This is a genomic window from Kribbella sp. NPDC055110 (assembly GCF_053607525.1).
In genome coordinates this window covers 81,880-103,504 of the sequence record NZ_JBSGTS010000002.1, presented here as the reverse complement: position 1 = coordinate 103,504, position 21,625 = coordinate 81,880, and the positions used below count along the sequence as shown (strand labels likewise).

The following is a 21,625-nucleotide window of genomic DNA, read 5'->3' as shown; positions in this document are numbered from 1 at the left end:
GACGCCCGCGCCGGCCATCCCGTGTGACGCCACTACCTCCTGTCGTTAGCGACGTCGTGCCGACGTAGGTTGGGGGCATGGCTGACTGGGCTGCGCGGTTGAACGAGTTGGCGGTGGCGGGTGAGGTGACCGGTGCGGTGCTCGGGATCTGGCACGACGGTGAGACGACGATCGCGCCGTACGGCGTCCTGAACGCCACGACCGGCGTCGAGACCACCGCCGACTCGCTGTTCCAGATCGGCTCGGTCAGCAAACCGTGGACCGCGTCGATGATCGTCCAGCTCGCCGTCGAGGGCCGGTTGCGGCTGGACGACCCGATCGTCAAGTTGTTGCCCGAGGCACCTGTCGACCCGCGGATCACGGTCGGTCACCTGCTGACCCATACCAGTGGCATCGACGGCGACCTGTTCACCGACACCGGTCGCGGCGACGACTGCCTGCAGCGGTACGTCGCTCTGCTCGCGAACGTGGACCAGCTGTTCGAGCCCGGTACGGCGTACTCGTACTGCAATGCCGGATTCATCCTGCTCGGCCGGCTGATCGAGGTCCTCGACGGCCGGACCTGGGACGAATCACTGAAGGCCCGTCTGGTCGAGCCGCTCGACCTGACCCACACGGTCACGCTGCCGGAAGAGGCGATCCTGGAACGCGCCGCAGTCGGTCACCTGGCGACGGACGGTTCGCGGGTCAAGACATGGCAACTCCCGCGCAGCATCGGCCCTGCTGGGACGATCACCGCGAGTGCCAGCGACCTGCTCGAGTTCGCCCGGATGCACCTGACCGACGAGCGGTACGCGGTCATGCAGGAGCCGCAGGTCCCGTTCGCGGCCGGCATCGGCGGCTTCGTCGACCTCGGCCTGACGTGGCGGATCTACGACTGGGGCGGCCGCCGCCTGTTCGGGCACGACGGGTCGACGATCTCGCAGCTTGCCTTCCTGCGGATCGATCCGGAGGCCCGGTTGGCGATGTGCCTGCTGACCAACTCCGGAAACGGCACCCGCCTCTTCGAGCCGCTCGCCACCGAGGTCTTCACGGAGTACGTCGGGGTCGCGCATCCGCCCGCGCCGCAGCCGATCGACGTACCCGTCGACGACCGTCATACCGGGGTGTACGAGCGCGCCAGCGTCCGGCTCGACGTCGCGAAGCGTGACGACGAACTGGTAATGGTCTATTCCGCGACGGGCGATCGCCTGCTGTTCTCCGACGATCCGGTGCACGAGTACGAGTTGCGCCCGACCGAACCGGCCGACGGTGACCATTTCGTCACGCGCGAGTCGCCGGCGCACCCGTGGGTGCCGGTCACGTTCACCCCGACTCACGTGTTCACCTCAGGACGGGTAACGCCCAGGCGGTGAGATATTTGAGGTGCATTTTGGGGTGAGCGAGCTAACGTCTCACACGTGACTAGTGCACCTGCTGAACTCCCTCGTAAAGCCGGTGACCTCCGGGCCGCCGGATATCTTCCCCGGTCGATCAAGGCCGAGATCCGTGACAACCTGCTGAAAGCACTCCGGGACGGGCGTGACCCGTGGCCCGGCATCGTCGGTTTCACCCGCACGGTGATTCCGCAACTCGAACGCGCCCTGCTCGCGGGGCACGACGTCGTACTGCTCGGTGAGCGCGGTCAGGGCAAGACGCGCCTGCTGCGCACCCTGGTCGGTCTGCTCGACGAGTGGACCCCGGTGATCGAGGGCGCGGAGCTGCCCGAGCATCCGCTCGACCCGATCACGCCGGCCTCGATCCGGCGTGCCGCCGAACTCGGCGACGACCTGCCGGTCGCCTGGCTGCACCGCAGCCTGCGGTACGCCGAGAAGCTCGCGACCCCGGACACGTCGGTCGGTGACCTGATCGGTGACGTGGACCCGGTGAAGGTTGCCGAGGGCCGCAGTCTCGGCGACCCGGAGACCATCCACTTCGGGCTGGTCCCGCGGGCGCACCGCGGCATCGTCGCGATCAACGAGCTGCCCGACCTCGCCGAGCGCATCCAGGTCGCGTTGCTGAACGTGATGGAGGAGCGCGACATCCAGGTCCGCGGGTACACGCTCCGGCTGCCGCTCGACGTGTTGCTGGTGGCAACGGCCAACCCCGAGGACTACACCAACCGCGGCCGGATCATCACGCCGCTGAAGGACCGCTTCGGCGCCGAGGTCCGGACCCATTACCCGCTCGACATCGACGCCGAGGTGGACGTGATCCGGCAGGAGGCCGAGTTCACCGCCGAGGTCGGCGAGCCGTTGCTGGAGGTGCTGGCCCGGTTCGTCCGGCACCTGCGCGAGTCGACGTCGATCGACCAGCGGTCCGGGGTTTCCGCTCGGTTCGCGGTCGCAGCGGCCGAGACGATCGCCGCCGCGGCGCTGCGTCGGTCGGCGATCACGGGCGAGGAGCCCGCCGTGGCGCGCCCGGTGGACCTCGAGGCGGTGCCCGCCGTACTGCGGGGCAAGCTCGAGTTCGAGCCGGGTGAGGAAGGGCGCGAGATCGAGCTGCTCGAGTACCTGCTGCGCCGGTCGGTAGCCGACACCGCACGCGAGCGTTTCGCCGGACTCGACCTGACCCCGCTCGCGCACGCTGTTGCCGATGGCAACCTTGTGACGACGGGGGAGCGGGTGCCCGGCCGGGACGTGCTGGCCGCGCTGCCGGAGCTGCCCGTCCTGCACGACGTCGCCGCCCGCGCCGGCGTCGAGCCCGACGACTCGTCCGGACGGATCGCCGCCGCGATCGAACTCGCCCTGGAAATGCTGTACCTGTCCAAACGCGTCGCCAAGGACGCCGACGACGACACCACGGTCTACGGGTCCTGACCATGTCGGCATCGATTCCGGAAGGCTGGTCCTACGGTCCGTGGCACGACGGGCCGGATCCTCTGAAGGCGCCCGCTGACCTGCGGGATGCGCTGGACGAGATCGGCCGGGACGTGATGAACGGGTCGTCGCCGCGGTCCGCGCTGGAGGAGCTGCTCCGGCGCGGCACCCGGAACACCCAGGGCCTGGACGACCTGTCCCGGCGGTTGTGGGAGCGCCGCCGCGAGATCCAGCGGCGGCACAACCTCGACGGCACCCTGCAGGACGTCCAGCGCCTGCTGAACGAGGCGCTCGAAGCGGAGCGGCGTGAGCTGTTCCCGAACCCGTCCGACGACGCGCGGTTCAAGGAGGCCGAGCTCGACGCGCTCCCCTCCGGTACGGCGGCCGCCGTACGGGAGCTGGCGAACTACCAGTGGGAGTCGTCGGACGCGCGAGCGAAGTACGAAGAAATCCGCGAACTGCTCGGGCGGGAGCTGCTCGGTTCGCGGTTCGAGGGCATGAAGGAGGCGCTGCAGCAGACCACGCCTGAGGACGTCGAGGCGATCAACGAGATGCTGACCGACCTCAACGCCCTGCTCGCGGCGCATGCGCAGGGGCTGCCCGAGGTGCCCGAACTCTTCGAGGAGTTCATGGCCAACCACGGCGAGTTCTTCCCGGAGAATCCGCAGAACGTCGACGAACTGATCGACGTACTCGCGCAACGGGCGGCCGCCGCGCAACGGATGCTCAACTCGATGACGCCCGAACAGCGCGCCGAGCTGGCGGAGCTTTCGCAGCAGGCGTTCGGCAGTCCGCAACTCGCGCAGCAGTTGGCGCAGCTGGATGCTCAGCTGCAGTCGCTGCGGCCGGGGGAGGACTGGTACGGGTCGGAGCAGATGCGCGGTGACGATCCGCTCGGTCTCGCCGAGGGTGCTCAGGCGATGTCCGACCTCGCGGAACTGGATGCGCTGGCCGAGCAGTTGGCGCAGTCGTATCCGGGGGCGCGGCTCGAGGACATCGACCTCGACGCGCTCACCCGTCAGCTGGGTGACGAGGCGACGGTCGACGCGCGTCGGCTGAGTGAGCTGGAGCGGCAGTTGCGTGATCAGGGCCTGATCGAGCGGGCGCCCGACGGTTCGCTGCGGTTGTCGCCGAAGGCGTTGCGTCAGCTCGGTCAGACGGCGTTGGCCGACGTACTGCGGACCGCTCGAGGATCAGGTGAACGGGACGCGGCCAACGCGGGTGCGGCCGGTGAGCTGAGTGGATCGTCGCGCCCGTGGCAGTTCGGGGACACCCAGCCGTGGGACGTGCCGAGGACGGTGCGGAACGCCGTACTGCGGAGCTCGTCGCTCGATGGGTCCGTCAAGCTTGATGTGGCGGACGTGGAGATCGCGGAGACCGAGCATCGGGCCCGGGCGGCCGTGGCGTTGCTCGTCGACACGTCGTGGTCGATGGTGCAGGAGGGGCGCTGGCTGCCGATGAAGCGGACCGCGCTCGCGTTGCATCAGCTGATCTCGACGCGGTACCGGAACGACGCGCTGCAGCTGATCACGTTCGGCCGGTACGCCGGGGTTGTCGAGCTGCCCCAGCTGATCGGGATGGAAGGCACGTGGGAGCAGGGCACCAATGCGCACCACGCGCTGCTCCTCGCCGGGCGTCATCTGCGGCGGCACCCGGACGCACAGCCCGTCGTACTGATGGTGACGGACGGGGAACCGACCGCCCACCTGGAGCCCGACGGCACGGCCGAGTTCTCGTACCCACCCGAGGCGGCCACCCTCCGCAAGACGATCTTCGAGGTAGACCGCCTGGCCAAACTCGGCGCCTCCCTGACCGTCTTCCGCCTAGGCGACGACCCGCGCCTCCACGCGTTCGTAGACCTACTGGCCCGCCGCAGTGGCGGCCGCGTCCTCGCGCCCGACGCCGACGGCCTAGGCGCGGCTGTAGTAGGCGACTACCTCCGCACCCGCCGCAAGCTCTAAAGCTGACTGGTGTGCCCGACGGACTGGGGGTTTCGTACGGCGCTAGCGGAGGCGCCGGGCGATCGCGGGATCCGGGGTCTCGCTCTGGAGGATGGCTGCCAGCACCTCGACACCGTCCACCAGGCGGGGCCCCGGCCGTGCGAAGTACCCGTTGGCGTCGACTGCCCACACCGGTACGCCCGCCGGCAGCTCACCCATCAGAAGCTCGGTCAGCTCGGCAGCCTCATCAAGTCCGAACCCACACGGCGCCGACACAACCACCTCAGGCTCCGCAGCCGCCACCTCTCGCCAGCTGATCGCTCTCGACCGCTCCCCAGCCGCACCCAACACGTTCACCCCACCCGCAACCTCCACCATCTCCGGCAACCAATGCCCAGGCGCAAACGGCGGATCAGTCCACTCCAACAACCCCACCCGCGCACCACCGCCTCGTGTGCCCGCTGTAGCGGCCAGCTGGTCTAGGCGGGTCCGGAGGTTCTTCACCAACTGCACCGAGTCTCGGCCGATGACCTTTGCGATGGTTTCGATTGACTCGAGCACCTCGGTCAGGCTGTCGGGATCGGTGGTCACCACCTCCGCGCAGCACCCCAGGTAGTCGAGGGCCTGGGAGACGTCGGCGACGTCGATCGCGCAGACCGCGCACAGGTCCTGGGTGATCACCACGTCCGGGTCGAGATCGCGCAGCGCGCCCGCGTCCAGGTGATAGAGATCCTCCCCGGCGGCGACCTTCCGACGTACGGCGGCGTCGATCTCGCTCGGTGTCAAACCCTCGGGCAGCGCCGTCGTCGACACGATCCGCCGGGTGCGCGCCGCCGCCGGGTAATCGCATTCGAACGTGATGCCGACCACATCCTCACCACCACCGAGCGCGAAACAGATCTCGGTCGCCGAGGGGAGCAGCGAGACGATACGCACCCCCAAACTCTAGCCCGCCTACCCACTTACCCACCGACGAAACCGCCTCAGCGCCGACGAAGAATGTTTCATCGGTGAAGACCCGGAATGTCTCGCGTTGTCAATCAGGGAAGGGTTTTCCGGCCTTCGACCTGTGGGGAGGGTCACGTCAGCATCGTGAGACCAGTGTTCAACTGGACTGGTTTTTAGGCTTACTCTGAAAACACGCCCCCGCCGCCGGAGTCGATGGGCCAGCGGGCCATTCTCCCGCGCCTGAAAACACCCGCCTGCAACCCAGGGAGTGACCGTGCCGAAACTCGTCTATGACTTCGCCGAAGGCAACAAGGACATGAAGCAGCTCCTCGGCGGCAAGGGAGCGAACCTGGCCGAGATGACCAACCTCGGCCTGCCGGTGCCACCCGGTTTCACCATCACCGCGGACGCCTGCCGCGCGTACCTGGAGACCGGCACGGTCCCCGCCGACCTGGCCGACGAGATCGACCACCACGTCGCGCTGCTCCAGCAGAAGATGGGCAAGAAGCTCGGCCAGGCCGACGATCCGCTGCTGGTCTCGGTCCGCTCGGGTGCCGCCGTCTCGATGCCCGGCATGATGGAGACGGTCCTGAACGTCGGCCTCAACGACGACTCGGTGAACGGGCTCGCGCACCACTCCGGCAACCCCCGGTTCGCCTGGGACGCGTACCGCCGGCTGATCCAGATGTTCGGCAAGACCGTGCTCGGCATGGACGGCGACGTGTTCGAGGACGCGATCGAGCAGGCCAAGCAGGCGAAGGGCACTCGCGACGACCTGGACCTGGACGCCGCCGACCTGAAGGGTCTCGTCGAGACCTTCAAGCGGGCCGTACACGAGCACACCGGCCGCGACTTCCCGCAGGACCCGCGGACCCAGATGGACCTCGCGACCGAGGCCGTGTTCCGTTCCTGGAACTCGGACCGCGCGATCCTCTACCGCCGCCAGGAGCGGATCCCCGCCGACCTCGGTACGGCGGTGAGCGTCTGCTCGATGGTGTTCGGCAACCTCGGCATGGACTCCGGCACCGGCGTCGCGTTCACCCGCGACCCGTCGACGGGCCAGCCCGGCGTGTACGGCGACTACCTGCAGAACGCCCAGGGCGAGGACGTCGTCGCGGGCATCCGCAACACCGTCCCGCTCGCCGACCTCGAGCAGATCGACAAGGCGTCGTACGACGCCCTGATGGAGATCATGGCCAAGCTCGAAGGTCACTACCGCGACCTGTGCGACATCGAGTTCACCGTCGAGCGCGGCAAGCTGTGGATGCTGCAGACCAGGGTCGGCAAGCGGACCGCGGCGGCGGCGTTCCGGATCGCGACGAGCCTGATCGACGAGGGCGTGATCGACACCGACGAGGCACTGAAGCGGGTGAAGGGCGCCCAGCTCGCGCAGCTGATGTTCCCGCGGTTCGATGCGGATGCGGCGACGGACCTGATCACGAAGGCGATCGGTGCGTCGCCGGGTGCGGCCTCGGGCAAGGTCGTGTTCACGTCGGCGGCCGCGGTCGAGGCAGCGGAGCGCGGCGAGAAGGTCATCCTGGTACGGCGCGAGACCAACCCGGACGACCTGCACGGCATGATCGCGGCGCAAGGCATCCTGACCAGCCGCGGCGGCAAGACCTCGCACGCGGCCGTGGTCGCCCGCGGCATGGGCAAGACCTGTGTCTGCGGCGCCGAGGAACTCGACGTGAACGTTGCCCAGGGCACCATCACGGTGAAAGGCACAGTGCTCGAGGCGGGTGAGCTGATCTCGATCGACGGCACCACGGGTGAGGTGTTCCGCGGCGAGGTCCCGGTCGTACCGTCCCCGGTCGTGCAGTACTTCGAGGGCGCGTTGGCCCCGGACGCGGGCGACGAGCTCGTCGCGTCGGTGCACCGGTTGATCACGCACGCGGACGACGTACGGCGGCTCGGCGTACGGACCAATGCCGATACGGCGGACGATGCGGCGCGGGCGCGGCGGTTCGGGGCCGCGGGGATCGGGCTGTGCCGGACCGAGCACATGTTCCTGGGGGAGCGGCGGGAATCCGTCGAGCGGTTGATTCTCGCGGACACTCACGCGGAGCGCGACGCGGCGCTGGCCGAGCTGGAGCCGTTGCAGCGTGCGGACTTCCTGGAACTGCTGGACGCGATGGACGGGCTGCCGGTGACGATCCGGCTGATCGATCCGCCGCTGCACGAGTTCCTGCCGTCGCTGGAGGACTTGGCCGTGAAGGTGGCGGTGGCGCGCGAACGCGGCGAGGACCCGGGGCGCGACGCGACCCTGCTGGCCGCGGTCCAGCGGTTGCACGAGCAGAACCCGATGCTCGGTCTGCGCGGGGTTCGGCTCGGGCTGGTGATCCCCGGACTGTTCGCGATGCAGGTCCGGGCGATCGCGTCGGCGGCGAAGGAATTGGGGGCCAAGGGCAAGGATCCGCGGCCGGAGATCATGATCCCGCTGGTCGGCGCCGCTCAGGAGCTGCACCTGGCGCGCGACGAGGTGGAACGTGTGCTCGCCGACGTCGACCCCGGCCGGGAGATCCCGATCGGCACGATGATCGAACTGCCGCGCGCGGCGGTGATCGCGGACCAGATCGCGGAGGCGGCCGACTTCTTCTCGTTCGGCACCAACGACCTGACCCAGATGACATGGGGCTTCAGCCGGGACGACGTGGAGAGTGCGTTCTTCTCGCGGTACCTGGAGAAGGGGATCTTCGCGGTCTCGCCGTTCGAGTCGATCGACCGAGAGGGCGTCGGTGCGCTGGTGCGGACCGGTGTGGAGCGTGGGCGGGCGACCAAGCCGGACCTCAAGCTCGGCGTCTGCGGCGAGCACGGCGGCGACCCGGACAGCATCCACTTCTTCCACGAGGTCGGCCTCGACTACGTCTCCTGCTCCCCGTTCCGTATCCCAGTAGCCCGCCTAGAGGCCGGCCGAGCCGCCCTGGCCTGACCCCGATCCCAACTTTGAGAAGCCACCAACCACGAATCGGCCCGCGAAATGGTTGGTGGCTTCTCAAAGTGGGCTGACGTGCTACGGCGGGGCGGGGCGGTGCGGTCGCGGGCGGGGCTCGGGGAGACGGGGCTTTTCGGGTCTGTGGAGTTCCGCGGGTATGCCTGGGACGTGGACTATTCGACGGCCGGGTACCTCGAACTTCTGTCGTCTTATTCGGGTCATCGGGCCTTGACAACGGACCGGCGTGACGGACTGTACGGCTGTATCGGCGCTCTCATCGACGCGGCCGGGGGGTCGATCACGAAGCGTTATCTCAATCAACTGTCTGTAGGAATTTCCCTTAACCAACCCCTTGCGTAGGGGGCCGTCGGCTGGCGAGAATGTCCGGGCGGGAAGGGAGATCACTCGTCGACTTTCGGGTCTGACCTGAACCAGCCGCTGTGGCGGCTCGTGACTCCCTTTCCCGCACCAAATCCCCTTGTTTCCAAGACTCTTGTAGAGTTTTGGGCATGGCCCAATTTGTCGTGCAGTTGCGCTTCGATCTCGACCGGACCGACCAGCGGATGGAGGTCCGTCCGGCGCACCGCGAGTACCTGACGGCGCTGAAGGCCGACGGCAAGCTCGTCGCCGCCGGACCGTTCGCCGACCAGACCGGCGCCTTGCTCGTGTACGACGTCGCCGACGAGGCCGAGCTCCGCGACATCCTCGCCAAGGACCCGTACACGCCGGCCGACGTCTACCAGCTCGCCACCCTCGCCGAGTGGCAGCCGCTCTTCCCGTTCAGCTGAGGCGGCTCAGGCGTCGGCGCCTTCCAGGTTCAGGTGGTCGACGTACGCCCAGAGCCAGACCAGGGGAGCGAGGACCAGTTCGGGCTCGTTGTCCTCGTCGGCGATGAACAGCATCGAGGCCTCGCCGTTGGTGAGGTCCTCGATGACGGCCTCGCACATCTCGATCGCGACCTCGAACGGCAACAGCCGCGGACCGTTCTCCCAGCGCGGCTCCGGCAGCGGCAGGACCGGTGCCTCGTCCGTCCCGTCCAGCTCGACCGAGACCTTCTGCAGCTCCTCGTACAGGTCGAACGAGATCAGGCCCGCGAGCGGCCGCCCGTCCAGACCGACCAGGTACGGGTCGTCGGCGCCGTCGCGGAACGCGTCCCGGATGTCCGGCAGCGCCGCCTTGAGATCGGACGCTTCGAGGTACGGCGCCTCGTCCAGCTCCTCCTCGGCCTCCGCCTCGACCAGCCCGCTGCGCATCTGGTCGAACTGGTGCAGCAGCCCGTTCAACTCGTCGTACGCGCCACCGCCCGGCGCCTTCTGCGCGCGCGCCTCCAGGTCACGGAGGTGCTCGACCAGTTCGTCCTCGAAGTGCAGCTCGTACCGCGGGAGGCCCGGCTCGCGGCCCGCGTTGATCTGGGCGACCAGCTGCGTCGACACCGGGCCGATCCGCTCGGCGAGCACCTCCAGCGGCGTGGTCGGCTTCTCCTCGTCGTCGTGCGCGCAGGAGTCGTCCTCGCCCTTGCCGTCGCCTTCCATCGCGAGCAGCACCTGGAACGCCTGGAAGGACAGCAGCGCGGCGGTCGCCATCGTCCCGTCGCCGATCAGCATCAGCGGGTTGCCGCCGGCCTCGGTACGGCGTACGTGGTCGGACATCAGCGTCGCGGCCTGCTCGACGTTCACCTGGCTGGCCAGCGACGACAGCCCGTGGTCCGTGTCCACGCCGAGCAGTTCGACCAGCCGCTCGGAGCTCATGTCGAAGTTGGAGCGGAGGTAGTACCGCAGCCAGCCGGCGTCGACCGGGTTGCCGAGCAGGTCGGCGATCCGGGCCCGGAAGTCGGCCAGGTCGGCGATCGCCAGCACCACCAGCACCGGCTGGTCGCCGTCGCCGATCACCAGCGGCCGGGTGTCCCCGTTGTGGAATCCGTCGATGACCTGGTGCAGGCTGTCGGCGGCGGCCTCCAGCGGCCACGACTCCGCCTCGAACTCGTTGACCACCGCGGCGGAGGTGTCGTCGGGCATCTGATGGATCCTCTCCGGGGTGCGGCGGGAGTTAGGTAACTGTAGGCTGCGGGCGTTTCACCAGGCCGCAGGGGTCCTTCAAGGGTCCGGTAGTGACATTGGCTACGCTGGTACCGGCGGGTCGGTGCAGCGGTATCTCACATGTGAGATAAGGTCCGGCCATGACCGATGACTACCTGAGCCGGATCGGAAACCTCATCCGGGACGCCCGCAAGCATCGCGGCTGGACGCAGACGCAGCTCGCGGAAGTTCTGAACACCAGCCAGAGCGCGGTGAACAGGATCGAGAAGGGTCATCAGAACCTCACCCTCGAGATGCTCGCCCGGATCGGCGAGGCGCTCGATTCAGAAATTGTCTCTCTCGGTGGCGGTCCGGTCCACCTCCGTGTTGCCGGTGGCCGCCGGTTGTCCGGCTCCATCGACGTCAAGTCCAGCAAGAACGCCGGTGTCGCGCTGCTCTGCGCGAGCCTGCTGAACAAGGGCCGTACGACGCTGCGCAAGGTCGCCCGCATCGAGGAGGTCAACCGTCTCCTCGAGGTGCTGAACTCGATCGGCGTCAAGACCACCTGGCTGAACGACGCCGGCGACCTGGAGATCATCCCGCCGACGCAGCTCGACCTGAGCGCGATGGATGCCGAGGCGGCCCGTCGTACCCGCTCCATCATCATGTTCCTCGGCCCGCTGCTGCACCGCGAGGACGCGTTCGAGCTCCCGTACGCCGGTGGCTGCGACCTCGGCACACGCACCGTCGAGCCGCACCTGACCGCGCTGCGCCCGTTCGGCCTCGAGGTGAAGGCGACCGGCGGGCAGTACCACGCGCTGGTGAATCGGGCGATCACGCCGGGCAAGCCGATCGTGCTGACCGAGCGCGGCGACACCGTGACCGAGAACGCGATCATGGCCGCCGCCCGGTACGACGGCGTCACGGTGATCCGCAATGCGAGCCCGAACTACATGGTCCAGGACCTGTGTTTCTACCTCGACCTGCTCGGCGTGAAGATCGACGGCATCGGCACCACGACGCTGACCGTGCACGGCAAGGCCGACATCGACGTGGATGTCGACTACGCGCCGTCCGAGGATCCGATCGAGGCGATGAGCCTGCTCACCGCGGCGATCGTCACGAAGTCCGAGATCACCATCCGGCGCGCGCCGGTGGAGTTCCTGGAGATCGAGCTCGCGCTGCTGGAGGAGATGGGGCTCGACTACGACCGCAGTACGGAGTACCTCGCCGAGAACGGTCGGACCCGGCTGGTCGACCTCACCACCCGGCCGTCGAAGCTGCACGCGCCGATCGACAAGGTCCACCCGATGCCGTTCCCGGGCCTGAACATCGACAACCTGCCGTTCTTCGCGGTGATCGCGGCGATCGCCACCGGGCAGACGCTGATCCACGACTGGGTCTACGAGAACCGCGCGATCTACCTGACGGACCTGAACAAGCTGGGCGGCCGGGTCAAGCTGCTCGACCCGCACCGGGTGATGGTCGAAGGCCCGACGCATTTCTCCGGCGCCGAGATCATGTGCCCGCCGGCGCTCCGGCCGGCCGTCGTCACGCTGATCGCGATGCTGGCCGCGAAGGGTACGTCGGTGCTGCGCAGCGTCTACGTGATCAACCGCGGCTACGAGGACCTGGCCGCCCGCCTGAACTCGCTAGGCGCTCAGATCGAGACCTTCCGCGACATCTGAGTCATCGCTTACGTCCGAAGAAGCGGAGGGAGCTCCCGCCACTTCTTCGGACGTAAGGAAGGTTGTCGCTGCCTCGATGACCGCCGGGGTGGACAGGATCCGGCGGTGGCCGAGGCCCGTCGTCGGCAGGAAGTGTGCGCGGTCGCCGTAGTTCCGTAGCAGTACCTGCGCCTGCGCCGGGTCCACGACGTCGTCCTCGTCGTTGTGGATCACCAGCAGCTCGAGCTTTCCTGTGGTCACCGAGAAGCGCGTCCAGATCTGGTCGTCGCCGTCGAAGTACCCGCGCTCGATCCGGCGCCGCAGTTGCTGGTTGATCTTCGGTCCCAGGCCGAGCTGGGCGCAGAACGTGTCGGCCAGGTACCCGAAGTCCGCGACGCCGCTGATCATCACCAGCCGCTTGGCCGCGACGCCCTCGCGGACGGCGTACAGCGCGAACGGTACGCCGAGGGAGTGCGCGATCACGCCCTCGAACGGGCCGTGGCGTTCCTCCAGCGCGCGGATGATCCGCTGGTGGCCGAGGATCGACACGACGTCGCCGTCCGAGTCGCCATGCGCAGGAGCGTCGTACGACACCGGGCTGTAGCCGAGCTCGAGCAGGCGCGTGATGAATCCGGCGTACCGCGATGCGCGGGAGCGCCAGCCGTGGACGAGCAACACCGGGCGGTTGCCGTCGCCCCACGCGTAGGTCTTCACGTTGTCGACGATCTCGACGCGCGCGGCGTCGTGGACGGCCTGCTCGTCGGGGCGGACCCGGCCGCGGGCGAGCGGGCGCCGCCACAGGTTGAACGCGAGCCGTCCGCCGAGTCGCGGTGACAACGCTCCGACGGTCTGCAATCCGGCACTGACCAGCTTCTGCATGACATCCCCTCCGGTAACTGTACGAACGGTCGTACTATTAGATTCGCACAGACTAGCAAGTCAACGGCACTTAGGATCAGGAATCGTGGAGAAGGTCGACGGACGGTTGGCGCGGGGTGACCAGACCCGCCGCGCCGTCCTGCGCCGTGCGGTCGACATCGCGTCGGTCGACGGGCTCGAAGGGTTGTCGATCGGGCGGCTCGCGACCGAGCTCGGGATCAGCAAGAGCGGGCTGTTCGCGCACTTCGGTTCCAAGGAGGAGCTGCAGCTCGCGACCGTCCGGGCCGCGCGCCGGATCTACGCCGACAACGTCGTGATTCCGGCGTACGAGGTGGAGCCCGGTCTCGGCCGGGTGTGGGCGCTGAGCCGGCATTGGCTGGACTACTCGCGGAGCCGCGTGTTCCCGGGCGGCTGTTTCTTCCAGAAGGTCTCGCACGAGTTCTCCGCGCGCGACGGCGCTGTGCACGAGTACCTCGCGGCTGTCCATCACGAGTGGATGGACCTGATCGAGACCGCGGTCGCCGAGGCCGTCGAGCGGGGTGAGCTCGCGGCCGATCCGGTGCAGCTCGCGTTCGATCTGAATGCGTACTACGAGGCCGCGAACCTCGCGTCGATCCTGCACAACGACGAGGCGGGGTACGAGCGCGCGCGTCAGGCGGTGCGGATCCGGTTGGAGTCAGCGGTCGTTCCCGGTACGCCGGTGCCCTGGTGAGCCGGCAGGTCGCGGCGACTACGGATCGGTGACGCGAGCAGGACCAGGCCGGCCAGCGGTACGCCGGCTGTCGTGATCCAGAGGGCCGGGGTGAGGCCGAGGGTTTGGCCGAGCGTTCCGCCGACGAGCGCGCCGAGCGGGATGGTGCCGTAGTTGACGAAGGCGTTCGTCGCGGTCAGCCGGCCGAACAGATCTGGCGGACAGTACGACTGCAGGAAGGTCGCCTTCACGACATTCCCGCCGACCACGCCGAGGCTGACGCCGAACGCGCCGACCAGATAGAACCACGGGCTCGCGCCGCTCAACGGGATCAGCAACGCCAGGGTGGGCAGGCCGAGCTCGCACAGGAGCAGCGCACGCGCCGTACCGAACCGCATCATCTTGCGACCGACGAGCGCACCGACCACGCCGCCGCTCGATGCCGCCGCGATCAGGCCACCGACTGTGCCAGCAGTCAGTCCGGCCTCGCGGACCAGGAACACGACGACGATCGCCTGATATCCCATCAAGGCGAGGTTCGAGACCGCGCCGAAGATCGTCAATGTACGCAGCCAGACGTCGTGCGCGACCAGCCTGATGCCCTCCCGGATCGCGCCGGCCTGCCGAGGCGTGTTCGTACGCCGTTCCCGGAAGCGGATCGCGGCGAGACAGCCGAGCGCGACCAGGAAGCTGCCCGCGTCGACGAGCAATGCATTCGCCGCGCCGGCGAACTGGACCAGCAGTCCACCGCACCCGAGCCCCGCGATCTGCGCGGCCGACGCACTGCCGTGGAGTTTCGCGTTGCCCTCGGCGTGATCGGACGGATCCAGAAGCGTCGGAAGATAGGCGGTGTACGCCGTTTGGAAGACGACCGATGCGGCTCCGACGAGTCCGGCGAGGACCAGGAGGAACTCGATCGTCAGCAGGTCGCCGGCCAGCGGAACCACGGCGAGCAGGAGACCGGACGCAGCCGAGGAGGCGAGCATGAGCGGACGTCGACGTACCCGATCGATCCAGGCGCCGGTGGGCAGGCCGATCAGGAGCCACGGCGCCCAGGCGGCCGCGGTCAGCAGGCCGACCTCGAAGGTTGTTGCGTCGAGCATCGAAATCGCGACCAGCGGCAGCGCCACCGACGACGTCGCGCTGCCGAAGCGGTTGATCGTCTCGCCGATCCAGAACAGACGGAAGTCGCGGTGCGTTCGCAGGAGGCTCATGGGCGGCGCGGGAACGATTGCAGCTGGACGATCACGCGCTCGGATCCCTCGGCCGGTTCGCTACCGGTGTACCGGTCGACGACGGCCGCGATCTCCTCGTTGAGCTTGTGCAGTTGCTCCGGGGTCAGCTGCAGATCACGCCAGTCCGAGAGGCCGGCCGCGTGCTGCCAATCGGCGGGCCAGTCTTCATCGACGTACGCGCGGACGCGGTCGTAGTACCGCTCCACGAGATCGCGCAGGTAGACGTCGAGTGCGCGCCGAGTCTCCGGGTCGTCGAGGAACTCGGCCGGGTTGAGGACGGTCGGCCCGTCGGGGAGCCGCCACCAGCGCTCGCGCTTCGTGCCGCGGCCGGGATCCTCCTCGAGGTACCCGTGCTCGGCGAGCAGGCGCAGGTGCCAGCTGATCGTGCCGGTGTTCTCGCCGAGTCGCGTCGCCAGGGTGCTCGACGTCGCCGGTCCGTCGAGCTCGATCGCCTCCAGGATGCGCATCCGGAGCGGGTGGGCGAGTCCGCGCAGACTTCGGGCATCGATCCGTCGCATGGATGCAGAGTAGTCTCTGCAAAGGAGTCTCTGCAAGTGGATTTGTCGGTGGTCGTCCCTAGGTTTGGGGACATGCGGCCTCATGTGGTGGCTCAGCTGGCGGTCTCGCTGGACGGGGTGGCGTCGGGATTCGACGTCGACCTCGCGCGGTTCTATGCGCTGGCGTCGCTGTGGCAGGAGGACGTGACGCTGATCGACGCCGGCGCGATCCTCGCCCAGGAGAACGCCGTACTCGCGGCTCCTCGTCGCGGTCCGCGGGCGGAGGGTCCGCTGCTCGCGGTGGTGGACGAGCGGGCGCGGGTCCGGAGCTGGGACTCGTTGCGGGAGCTGGGCTACTGGTCCGGCGTCCTCGCGTTGTACGCCGACCAGACGCCGGAGCGGCCGCCCGACGCGACGACGCGTGAGTTGATCACCGGCTACGACCAGGTCGATCTTGTCGAGGTGTTCGACGTACTGGGGCGCCGCGGTGTGCAAACGGTCCGCGTCGACGCGCCCGGCGTACTGCTGCGGACTTGCCTGGCGCTCGGTTTGGTCGACGAGCTCGCCCTCCTCGTGCATCCGGTGCTGATCGGCGGCGACCGCTGGTACGACACCGGGCGCCTCAACCTCCAGCACGCGGGCACCGAAGTATTTAAGGACGGCGTCATCTGGATCCGGTACTGCGTTTCCTGAAGAGTCCGCAAACTGTCGGTAGGCGCGGCTACTGTGAGCGGTGATGAGGAAGCAGCATGAGTGGTACGACGAGCACGATGCCGAGCGGTGGGTTGCCGAGCCGGTCAAGCGACCGGGACGGACCGCGTTCGCTCGTGATCGCGCACGCGTGCTGCACAGCGCGGCGTTGCGACGGCTGGCGGCCAAGACGCAGGTCGTGACGGCCGGCAGCGACGACTTCGTGCGGAACCGGTTGACCCACAGTCTCGAGGTCGCGCAGATCGGCCGCGAGCTGGCGGCAACGCTCGGCTGCGATCCGGACATCGTGGACGCCGCCTGTCTGGCGCACGATCTCGGGCATCCACCGTTCGGTCACAACGGCGAGCGCGCGCTGGACCAGGTCGCCGCGGAGATCGGCGGCTTCGAGGGAAACGCGCAGACGTTGCGGCTGCTGACCCGGCTGGAGTCGAAGACGTTCGATGCCGAAGGACGCAGCGTCGGCCTCAACCTGAGCCGGGCGACCCTCGACGCCGCGACGAAGTACCCCTGGCCTCGCCGGGCGGACGAGCGCAAGTTCGGGGTGTACGACGACGACCTCGCGGTCTTCTCGTGGTTGCGCCAGGGCGTGGGGGAGCGGCGCTGCCTCGAGGCGCAGGTGATGGACTTCGCCGACGACGTGGCGTACTCGGTGCACGACGTCGAGGACGGGATCGTCGCGCATCACATCGACCTCGCCGCGGTCGACGCCGAGCCGGCGCCGTACTGGGAGACGGTCCGGCAGATGTATTTGCCGGAGGCAACCGATGCCGAGCTGGACGAGGGCTGGGCGCGGCTGAAGGCGCTGAACTACTGGCCGCGGGTCGCGTTCGACGACAGCCGGCAGGCGCTGGGCGCGCTCAAGGACGTCACCAGCCAGCTCATCGGGCGGTTCGCGACCGCCGCCGAGCAGACCACGCACGCTGTCTTCGGCCGGTCCCGGCTGATCCGGTACGAGGCCGATCTGGTTGTTCCGGACGGCATTCGCACCGAGATCGGGCTGTTGAAGGGCGTCGGCATGTTCCACGTCCTCAACTCACCCGAACGCCAGGCCCGCCGGGCCACCCAACGCGAGCTCCTCACCGAACTCGTGGAAGCCCTGTGGAAAACGGCCCCGCAGCACCTGGACGTCCCGTTCCGGTCCGACTTCGCGGAGGCGACCGACGACGATGCCCGCCTCCGCGTCATCGTCGACCAGGTCGCCTCCCTCACCGATCCGTCAGCCCTGGCTTGGCACGCTCACCTTGTCGAAGGGCAGATCTAGGCCGAGCCGGTTCGTGATCGGCTTGTTCTGCTCGCGGATCTGCTGAAGTTCGGTGTCCGTCAGTGCCCGGCGGTAGACACGGACCTCGTCGAGCGCTCCCTGGAAGCGGTTGACGCCGTCGACGCGCTGGCCGACGTGGATGCCTTGCACGCCGAACTCCTTGCCGGCCGTCACCGATCCGGCCGGCGCCGTCGCCGAGCCGACCTCGACGCCGTCGACCACCAGCCGCAGCTTCCCGCCGACCCGCTGCAGTACGACGTGATGCCACTGGTCGTCGTTGTACGCCGACGCCGACTGGACCGTCACGTTGAAACGGTCGACCGACAGCAACGCGCGGATCCGTTTGCTCGCCGGCTCCGCCCGCAACCACACTTGCGGCGTACTGCCCGACCCGGTCCGGTACGCCCACAGGATCGCGTGCGTCCCGGTCGTCGCGCCGTACTTGATCCAGCTCATCATCGTGAAGTCGTCGGCGCCGAGATCGATCGACCGGTCGTACGGCACCTCGACGTAATCGTCCACCCCGTCCAGCGCGAGCCCGTTCCCGAACTTGCCTGCGGCAACAGTCGCCCCACCCCGCACGTACGCCGGATTGTGCGCCGGGGCGACGTCAGGCGTCAGCGGCCCGGGCGCGGGCGGACCGGGGATGCCCGGCGGCGTCCCGTTCGGCGTCGACAGATAGGCCTCGTTGAATCGTGCCCAGCGGATCGACTCGTACGGGTTCGCGACGCCGGCCTCGTACAGCAACCCGGCCTCGTCGCCGTCCAGCTGGACCATGTCGGAGTACGCCGACGGACCCCAGTAGAACACCTTCCCCTGTTGCCAGGTGCCGAACGATCGCGCCTCGTCGTACGACGACCGCACGGTCATCACCTCGCGTGCGGCCGGGTGCGCCGGCGCCGAGAACAGGATCCGGTGCTTGTCGAACCGCAGCAGCGACCCTTGGACGTCGGGCATCTCCAACTTCGGGATCGTCCGGAACGGTGCGTCGAAGCTGTCCCCGCCGTCGCTGCTGATGGCGTACGCGCGGTTGCCCGGATCGGTGCCGCGTTCGCGGGCCAGCGCGTAGATCCGGCCGTCGGTCAGCTCGACCACGGTGACCTCCTGCGCGATCACCGAACCGTCGTCCCGCGAGGTCGTCGCGCCGATGTGCCAGGTCTCGCCGGCGTCGTCGGAGTACAGCAGATGCGTGCCGTAGACATGCGGCCCGACCCCGTCGTACGTCTCGAAGCTGGCACCGACGATCAGCCGGCCGGCGTGCGGGCCGTGTTCGAGCTGGATGCCGTGCATCGGGCCGGTCGCGTACCAGAAGTTCCAGCTCGGCAGCTTGGCGTCGGTCAGTTCGCGCGGCGCGGTCCAGGTCGCGCCGAAGTCGTCGCTGGTCTGGACGTACGGGTCGCGGTCGCAGCCGTTCGGGCACGGCTGCGGGCCGTTGTGCGTCGTGACGAGCACGATCCGCCCGGTCTTCCCGTCCACTATCGGGACCGGGTTGCCGTGGGTGCTGCCGTTGCCGTCCGAGACCACCTGCAACGGGCCCCAGGTCTTGCCGCCGTCGGTCGAGCGACGCAGGACGATGTCGATGTCGCCGTCGTCACCGCAGTCCGCGACGCGGCCCTCGGCGAACGCGAGCACGTCGCCGTTCGTCGCGTGCACGACGGCCGGGATCCGAAAGCACGAGTAGCCCTCGGTCTTCTGCTGGAACAGCACGCTGTCGTCGACGAAGGGCGCTGCGCCGGCATGAGCGGGCGGCGCGGTGAGGGCTGTGAACACCAGTAGGGCGGCGGCCGCGAGACGGCCTGGTACGAGTACGCGCATGGCTCTCCCAGGGAAGTCATAGGACGTATGATGTCCTGCGACAACGTAGTCATCCGCGTCGTCGGCGACAAGGGGTCGGGGAGGACTATCGTTCGGTCATGGCTGATACTGCTTCTGCCTCAGCGCAGATCGTGATCGTCGGTGCGAGTCTCGCGGGAGCGACCGCGGCCGAGGCCCTCCGGAAGGACGGCTGGAACGGCGGCATCGTCCTGATCGGCAGTGAGCAAGCACTGCCGTACGAGCGACCTCCGCTGTCCAAGGGCGTCCTGCTCGGCAAGGACCAGACCGAGTCCGCGCAGCTCCACGACCAGCAGTGGTACGACGACAACACCATCGACCTGCGCCTCGGGACCACGGTCACCGCGATCGATCCGTCCGCGCACACGGTCACGCTCGACGACGGCTCGCAGGTGCCCTACACGAAGCTCCTGATCACGACGGGCAGCCGCGTCCGCAAGCTCGACGTACCCGGTGCAGATCTGCCAGGCGTGCACTACCTGCGGACGGCCGACGAGGCGCAGGCGCTGACCGACGCGTACGCCGCGAAGCCGCGCGTCGTCGTGGTGGGTGCCGGATGGATCGGTCTCGAGGCGGCGTCGGCTGCTCGCGAGCGCGGGTGCGAGGTGACGGTCGTCGAGCCGCAGTCCACCGCGCTCGCCGCCGTACTCGGTGAAGAGGTCGGTGAGCTGTTCGCCGAGTTCCACCGGCAGCACGGGGTGCACTTCCGGTTCGGGACCGGGGTCGAAGGGTTCGAGGGGACCGACCGGGTCACGGGCGTCCGCGTGAGCGGCGGTGAGGTGATTCCGGCGGACCTGGTGGTGGTCGGGGTCGGTGTGCAGCCGAACACCGAGCTGGCCGAGGCAGCCGGCATCGAGGTCGCGACCCGGGAGAACGGATCGGGCATCGTCGCCGGCGCGGACCTGCAGACCTCGGTCGCGGACGTGTACGCCGCCGGTGACGTGGTCCGCTGGGACCACCCGCTGTTCGGGCGGTTCGTCCGCGTCGAGCACTGGCAGAACGCGAAGGACACCGGCGCCGCGGCCGCGAAGGCGATGCTCGGGCAGGACGTGGCGCACGACGCGATCCCGTTCTTCTTCACCGACCAGTTCGACCTCGGCATGGAGTACGCCGGGGACGTCCCGCGCGGAACGTCGTACCAGGTCGTCCTGCGCGGCGACCCGAAGTCCGGCGCCTACGTGGCGTTCTGGCTGGACGACGAGCACCACGTCCTGGCCGGTATGCACGTCAACACCTGGGGTGCGATCGACGCGGTGCAGAACCTCATCCGCTCCGGCAAGCAGGTCGACCCTGCCCGCCTGGCCGATACGTCGGTGGACCTCGCCGACGTCTAGAGCGGGTACGTGACGTAGGCGAACGACGCGCTGTCCGGCGACCAGCTCGGTACGTTCATCGTGCCCTGGCCGCCGAACAGGCTCGTCAGCTCGCGGATCTCGCCGTCGCGCATCAGCAGCCGCAGGCGGACGTCCTCGATGTCGGCCGGATGTCCTTCGGTGCCGGTCGGGAAGCTGACGTACGCGATCGCCGACCCGTCCGGAGCGGGATGCGGGAACCAGTTCACCCGCTCGTCGTCGGTCAGCTGCTCCGCGTGTCCGTCGGCGACCCGGATCCGGAACAGCTGCGCCTGGCCGGAGCGCTCCGAGTTGAAGTAGATCCACTCGCGGTCCGGGCCGTACTCCGATCCGTCGTCGGCGAACTCGTCGTCGGTCACCTGTACGTCGGCGCCGCCCGCGCTCGGGATCGTCCACACGTTGGTGATCCGCTGATCGCCGACCCATTCCAGTCCGATGTACGCGAGCGTCGTACCGTCCGGTGAGACTCCGTGCAGGTAGTGGCGGAATCCCGGTCCGCGATCGTTCGTCACCCGGCGGCCAGGTCCGCCCTCGATCGGTACGGCGTACACGTGGCCGTCCTCCGCCGACACGTAGACCGTCCGCCCGTCCGGGCTCACCACGTGGTCGTTGTTGATCGCCGGTACGCCGCCGAGCTCGATCTCCTCGAGCGCGTCTGCGACCCGGAACAGCAGCCCGTTGCCGTTGACAACCAGTGTCCCGTCGGGCAGCCAGTTCGGCGCCTCGAACAGCACCTCGTCCGAGCTGAACACCAGCCGGTGAGTGCCGGTCGCGACATCGACGACGTACAACTCGGACCGCTGACCTGGACGAAGAGTACGAGGCATGTCCGCACCCTAGCTCGGGTTCGCGAACGCCGAACGCTC

The 21,625-nt window shown here is 68.6% G+C and carries 17 protein-coding genes; 10 read left to right on the top strand and 7 right to left on the bottom strand.

Annotation, left to right across the window (positions count from 1 at the left end):
- Positions 1 to 77 precede the first annotated feature (77 nt).
- The 3 genes from ACWF0M_RS03435 to ACWF0M_RS03425 are packed head-to-tail and all read left to right on the top strand — an operon-like array spanning position 78 to position 4,759.
- The gene (locus tag ACWF0M_RS03435) at positions 78 to 1,355 is read left to right on the top strand and encodes a serine hydrolase domain-containing protein (protein WP_452234002.1); all 1,278 of its coding nucleotides are present in this window, start codon (positions 78 to 80) and stop codon (positions 1,353 to 1,355) included.
- Between the two features lie 45 nt (positions 1,356 to 1,400).
- Positions 1,401 to 2,798, top strand: a complete 1,398-nt coding sequence (locus ACWF0M_RS03430; RefSeq protein WP_452234001.1) for an ATP-binding protein — start codon at positions 1,401 to 1,403, stop codon at positions 2,796 to 2,798.
- Positions 2,799 to 2,800: 2 nt separating this feature from the next.
- Positions 2,801 to 4,759: a hypothetical protein gene (locus ACWF0M_RS03425; RefSeq protein WP_452234000.1), complete on the top strand. Its 1,959-nt coding sequence runs from the start codon at positions 2,801 to 2,803 to the stop codon at positions 4,757 to 4,759.
- Positions 4,760 to 4,801: 42 nt separating this feature from the next.
- Here the strand turns inward: ACWF0M_RS03425 and ACWF0M_RS03420 are convergent, their stop codons facing one another.
- Complete coding sequence (locus tag ACWF0M_RS03420) at positions 4,802 to 5,674, bottom strand: ABC transporter substrate-binding protein (protein WP_452233999.1); 873 nt, start codon at positions 5,672 to 5,674, stop codon at positions 4,802 to 4,804.
- Between the two features lie 286 nt (positions 5,675 to 5,960).
- Here ACWF0M_RS03420 and ppdK point away from each other — a divergent pair, with 286 nt between their 5' ends.
- Together ppdK and ACWF0M_RS03410 are read left to right on the top strand one after the other, a co-directional pair.
- Positions 5,961 to 8,615, top strand: coding sequence for a pyruvate, phosphate dikinase (gene ppdK / locus ACWF0M_RS03415; protein WP_452233998.1), 2,655 nt, complete (start codon positions 5,961 to 5,963; stop codon positions 8,613 to 8,615).
- A 512-nt stretch (positions 8,616 to 9,127) separates the two neighbouring features.
- The gene (locus ACWF0M_RS03410) at positions 9,128 to 9,406 is read left to right on the top strand and encodes a YciI family protein (RefSeq protein WP_452233997.1); all 279 of its coding nucleotides are present in this window, start codon (positions 9,128 to 9,130) and stop codon (positions 9,404 to 9,406) included.
- A 6-nt stretch (positions 9,407 to 9,412) separates the two neighbouring features.
- On the opposite strand, the gene ACWF0M_RS03405 is transcribed toward ACWF0M_RS03410, so the two are convergent.
- Positions 9,413 to 10,633 (bottom strand): hypothetical protein, encoded by a 1,221-nt coding sequence (locus ACWF0M_RS03405; RefSeq protein ID WP_452233996.1) that lies wholly within the window; start codon positions 10,631 to 10,633, stop codon positions 9,413 to 9,415.
- 161 nt (positions 10,634 to 10,794) lie between these two features.
- Between ACWF0M_RS03405 and ACWF0M_RS03400 the strand changes: the two genes are divergently transcribed.
- Positions 10,795 to 12,321 carry a helix-turn-helix domain-containing protein gene (locus tag ACWF0M_RS03400; protein WP_452233995.1) on the top strand — a complete coding sequence of 509 codons (1,527 nt, stop codon included), beginning with the start codon at positions 10,795 to 10,797 and terminating at the stop codon, positions 12,319 to 12,321.
- On the opposite strand, the gene ACWF0M_RS03395 is transcribed toward ACWF0M_RS03400, so the two are convergent.
- Positions 12,286 to 13,179: an alpha/beta hydrolase gene (locus ACWF0M_RS03395; protein WP_452233994.1), complete on the bottom strand. Its 894-nt coding sequence runs from the start codon at positions 13,177 to 13,179 to the stop codon at positions 12,286 to 12,288. The two genes, ACWF0M_RS03400 and ACWF0M_RS03395, sit on opposite strands and share 36 nt — an antisense overlap.
- A gap of 85 nt (positions 13,180 to 13,264) precedes the next feature.
- On the opposite strand from ACWF0M_RS03395, the gene ACWF0M_RS03390 reads away from it, so the two are divergent.
- Complete coding sequence (locus tag ACWF0M_RS03390) at positions 13,265 to 13,891, top strand: TetR/AcrR family transcriptional regulator (RefSeq protein WP_452233993.1); 627 nt, start codon at positions 13,265 to 13,267, stop codon at positions 13,889 to 13,891.
- Here ACWF0M_RS03390 and ACWF0M_RS03385 read toward each other — a convergent pair.
- Both ACWF0M_RS03385 and ACWF0M_RS03380 read right to left on the bottom strand, forming a co-directional pair.
- Entirely contained in the window at positions 13,831 to 15,084 is a 1,254-nt protein-coding gene (locus ACWF0M_RS03385; protein WP_452233992.1) for an MFS transporter, read from the bottom strand. The two genes, ACWF0M_RS03390 and ACWF0M_RS03385, sit on opposite strands and share 61 nt — an antisense overlap.
- On the bottom strand, positions 15,081 to 15,623 hold the full coding sequence (locus ACWF0M_RS03380; protein WP_452233991.1) for a winged helix-turn-helix domain-containing protein: 543 nt from the start codon (positions 15,621 to 15,623) through the stop codon (positions 15,081 to 15,083). Before ACWF0M_RS03380 ends, ACWF0M_RS03385 begins: the two co-directional genes overlap by 4 nt.
- Positions 15,624 to 15,695: 72 nt before the next feature.
- On the opposite strand from ACWF0M_RS03380, the gene ACWF0M_RS03375 reads away from it, so the two are divergent.
- Both ACWF0M_RS03375 and ACWF0M_RS03370 read left to right on the top strand, forming a co-directional pair.
- Positions 15,696 to 16,295: a dihydrofolate reductase family protein gene (locus tag ACWF0M_RS03375; RefSeq protein ID WP_452233990.1), complete on the top strand. Its 600-nt coding sequence runs from the start codon at positions 15,696 to 15,698 to the stop codon at positions 16,293 to 16,295.
- A gap of 43 nt (positions 16,296 to 16,338) precedes the next feature.
- On the top strand, positions 16,339 to 17,574 hold the full coding sequence (locus ACWF0M_RS03370; RefSeq protein WP_452233989.1) for a deoxyguanosinetriphosphate triphosphohydrolase: 1,236 nt from the start codon (positions 16,339 to 16,341) through the stop codon (positions 17,572 to 17,574).
- Here the strand turns inward: ACWF0M_RS03370 and ACWF0M_RS03365 are convergent.
- Positions 17,530 to 19,389 carry an exo-alpha-sialidase gene (locus ACWF0M_RS03365; protein WP_452233988.1) on the bottom strand — a complete coding sequence of 620 codons (1,860 nt, stop codon included), beginning with the start codon at positions 19,387 to 19,389 and terminating at the stop codon, positions 17,530 to 17,532. The genes ACWF0M_RS03370 and ACWF0M_RS03365 overlap by 45 nt on opposite strands.
- A gap of 98 nt (positions 19,390 to 19,487) precedes the next feature.
- Between ACWF0M_RS03365 and ACWF0M_RS03360 the strand changes: the two genes are divergently transcribed.
- Positions 19,488 to 20,741: an NAD(P)/FAD-dependent oxidoreductase gene (locus ACWF0M_RS03360; RefSeq protein ID WP_452233987.1), complete on the top strand. Its 1,254-nt coding sequence runs from the start codon at positions 19,488 to 19,490 to the stop codon at positions 20,739 to 20,741.
- Here the strand turns inward: ACWF0M_RS03360 and ACWF0M_RS03355 are convergent.
- The gene (locus ACWF0M_RS03355; protein ID WP_452233986.1) at positions 20,738 to 21,586 is read right to left on the bottom strand and encodes a biopolymer transporter Tol; all 849 of its coding nucleotides are present in this window, start codon (positions 21,584 to 21,586) and stop codon (positions 20,738 to 20,740) included. The genes ACWF0M_RS03360 and ACWF0M_RS03355 overlap by 4 nt on opposite strands.
- Positions 21,587 to 21,625 lie beyond the last annotated feature (39 nt).

Excerpts from the sequence above, each read along its gene's own strand:
- ACWF0M_RS03395 (WP_452233994.1), bottom strand. The coding sequence starts at position 13,179 with ATGCAGAAGCTGGTCAGTGCCGGATTGCAGACCGTCGGAGCGTTGTCA.
- ACWF0M_RS03375 (WP_452233990.1), top strand. The coding sequence starts at position 15,696 with ATGCGGCCTCATGTGGTGGCTCAGCTGGCGGTCTCGCTGGACGGGGTG.
- ACWF0M_RS03400 (WP_452233995.1), top strand. The coding sequence starts at position 10,795 with ATGACCGATGACTACCTGAGCCGGATCGGAAACCTCATCCGGGACGCC.
- ACWF0M_RS03355 (WP_452233986.1), bottom strand. The coding sequence starts at position 21,586 with ATGCCTCGTACTCTTCGTCCAGGTCAGCGGTCCGAGTTGTACGTCGTC.
- ACWF0M_RS03405 (WP_452233996.1), bottom strand. The coding sequence starts at position 10,633 with ATGCCCGACGACACCTCCGCCGCGGTGGTCAACGAGTTCGAGGCGGAG.
- ACWF0M_RS03385 (WP_452233992.1), bottom strand. The coding sequence starts at position 15,084 with ATGAGCCTCCTGCGAACGCACCGCGACTTCCGTCTGTTCTGGATCGGC.
- ACWF0M_RS03370 (WP_452233989.1), top strand. The coding sequence starts at position 16,339 with ATGAGGAAGCAGCATGAGTGGTACGACGAGCACGATGCCGAGCGGTGG.
- ACWF0M_RS03435 (WP_452234002.1), top strand. The coding sequence starts at position 78 with ATGGCTGACTGGGCTGCGCGGTTGAACGAGTTGGCGGTGGCGGGTGAG.
- ACWF0M_RS03365 (WP_452233988.1), bottom strand. The coding sequence starts at position 19,389 with ATGCGCGTACTCGTACCAGGCCGTCTCGCGGCCGCCGCCCTACTGGTG.
- ACWF0M_RS03360 (WP_452233987.1), top strand. The coding sequence starts at position 19,488 with ATGGCTGATACTGCTTCTGCCTCAGCGCAGATCGTGATCGTCGGTGCG.
- ACWF0M_RS03425 (WP_452234000.1), top strand. The coding sequence starts at position 2,801 with ATGTCGGCATCGATTCCGGAAGGCTGGTCCTACGGTCCGTGGCACGAC.
- ACWF0M_RS03410 (WP_452233997.1), top strand. The coding sequence starts at position 9,128 with ATGGCCCAATTTGTCGTGCAGTTGCGCTTCGATCTCGACCGGACCGAC.
- ACWF0M_RS03380 (WP_452233991.1), bottom strand. The coding sequence starts at position 15,623 with ATGCGACGGATCGATGCCCGAAGTCTGCGCGGACTCGCCCACCCGCTC.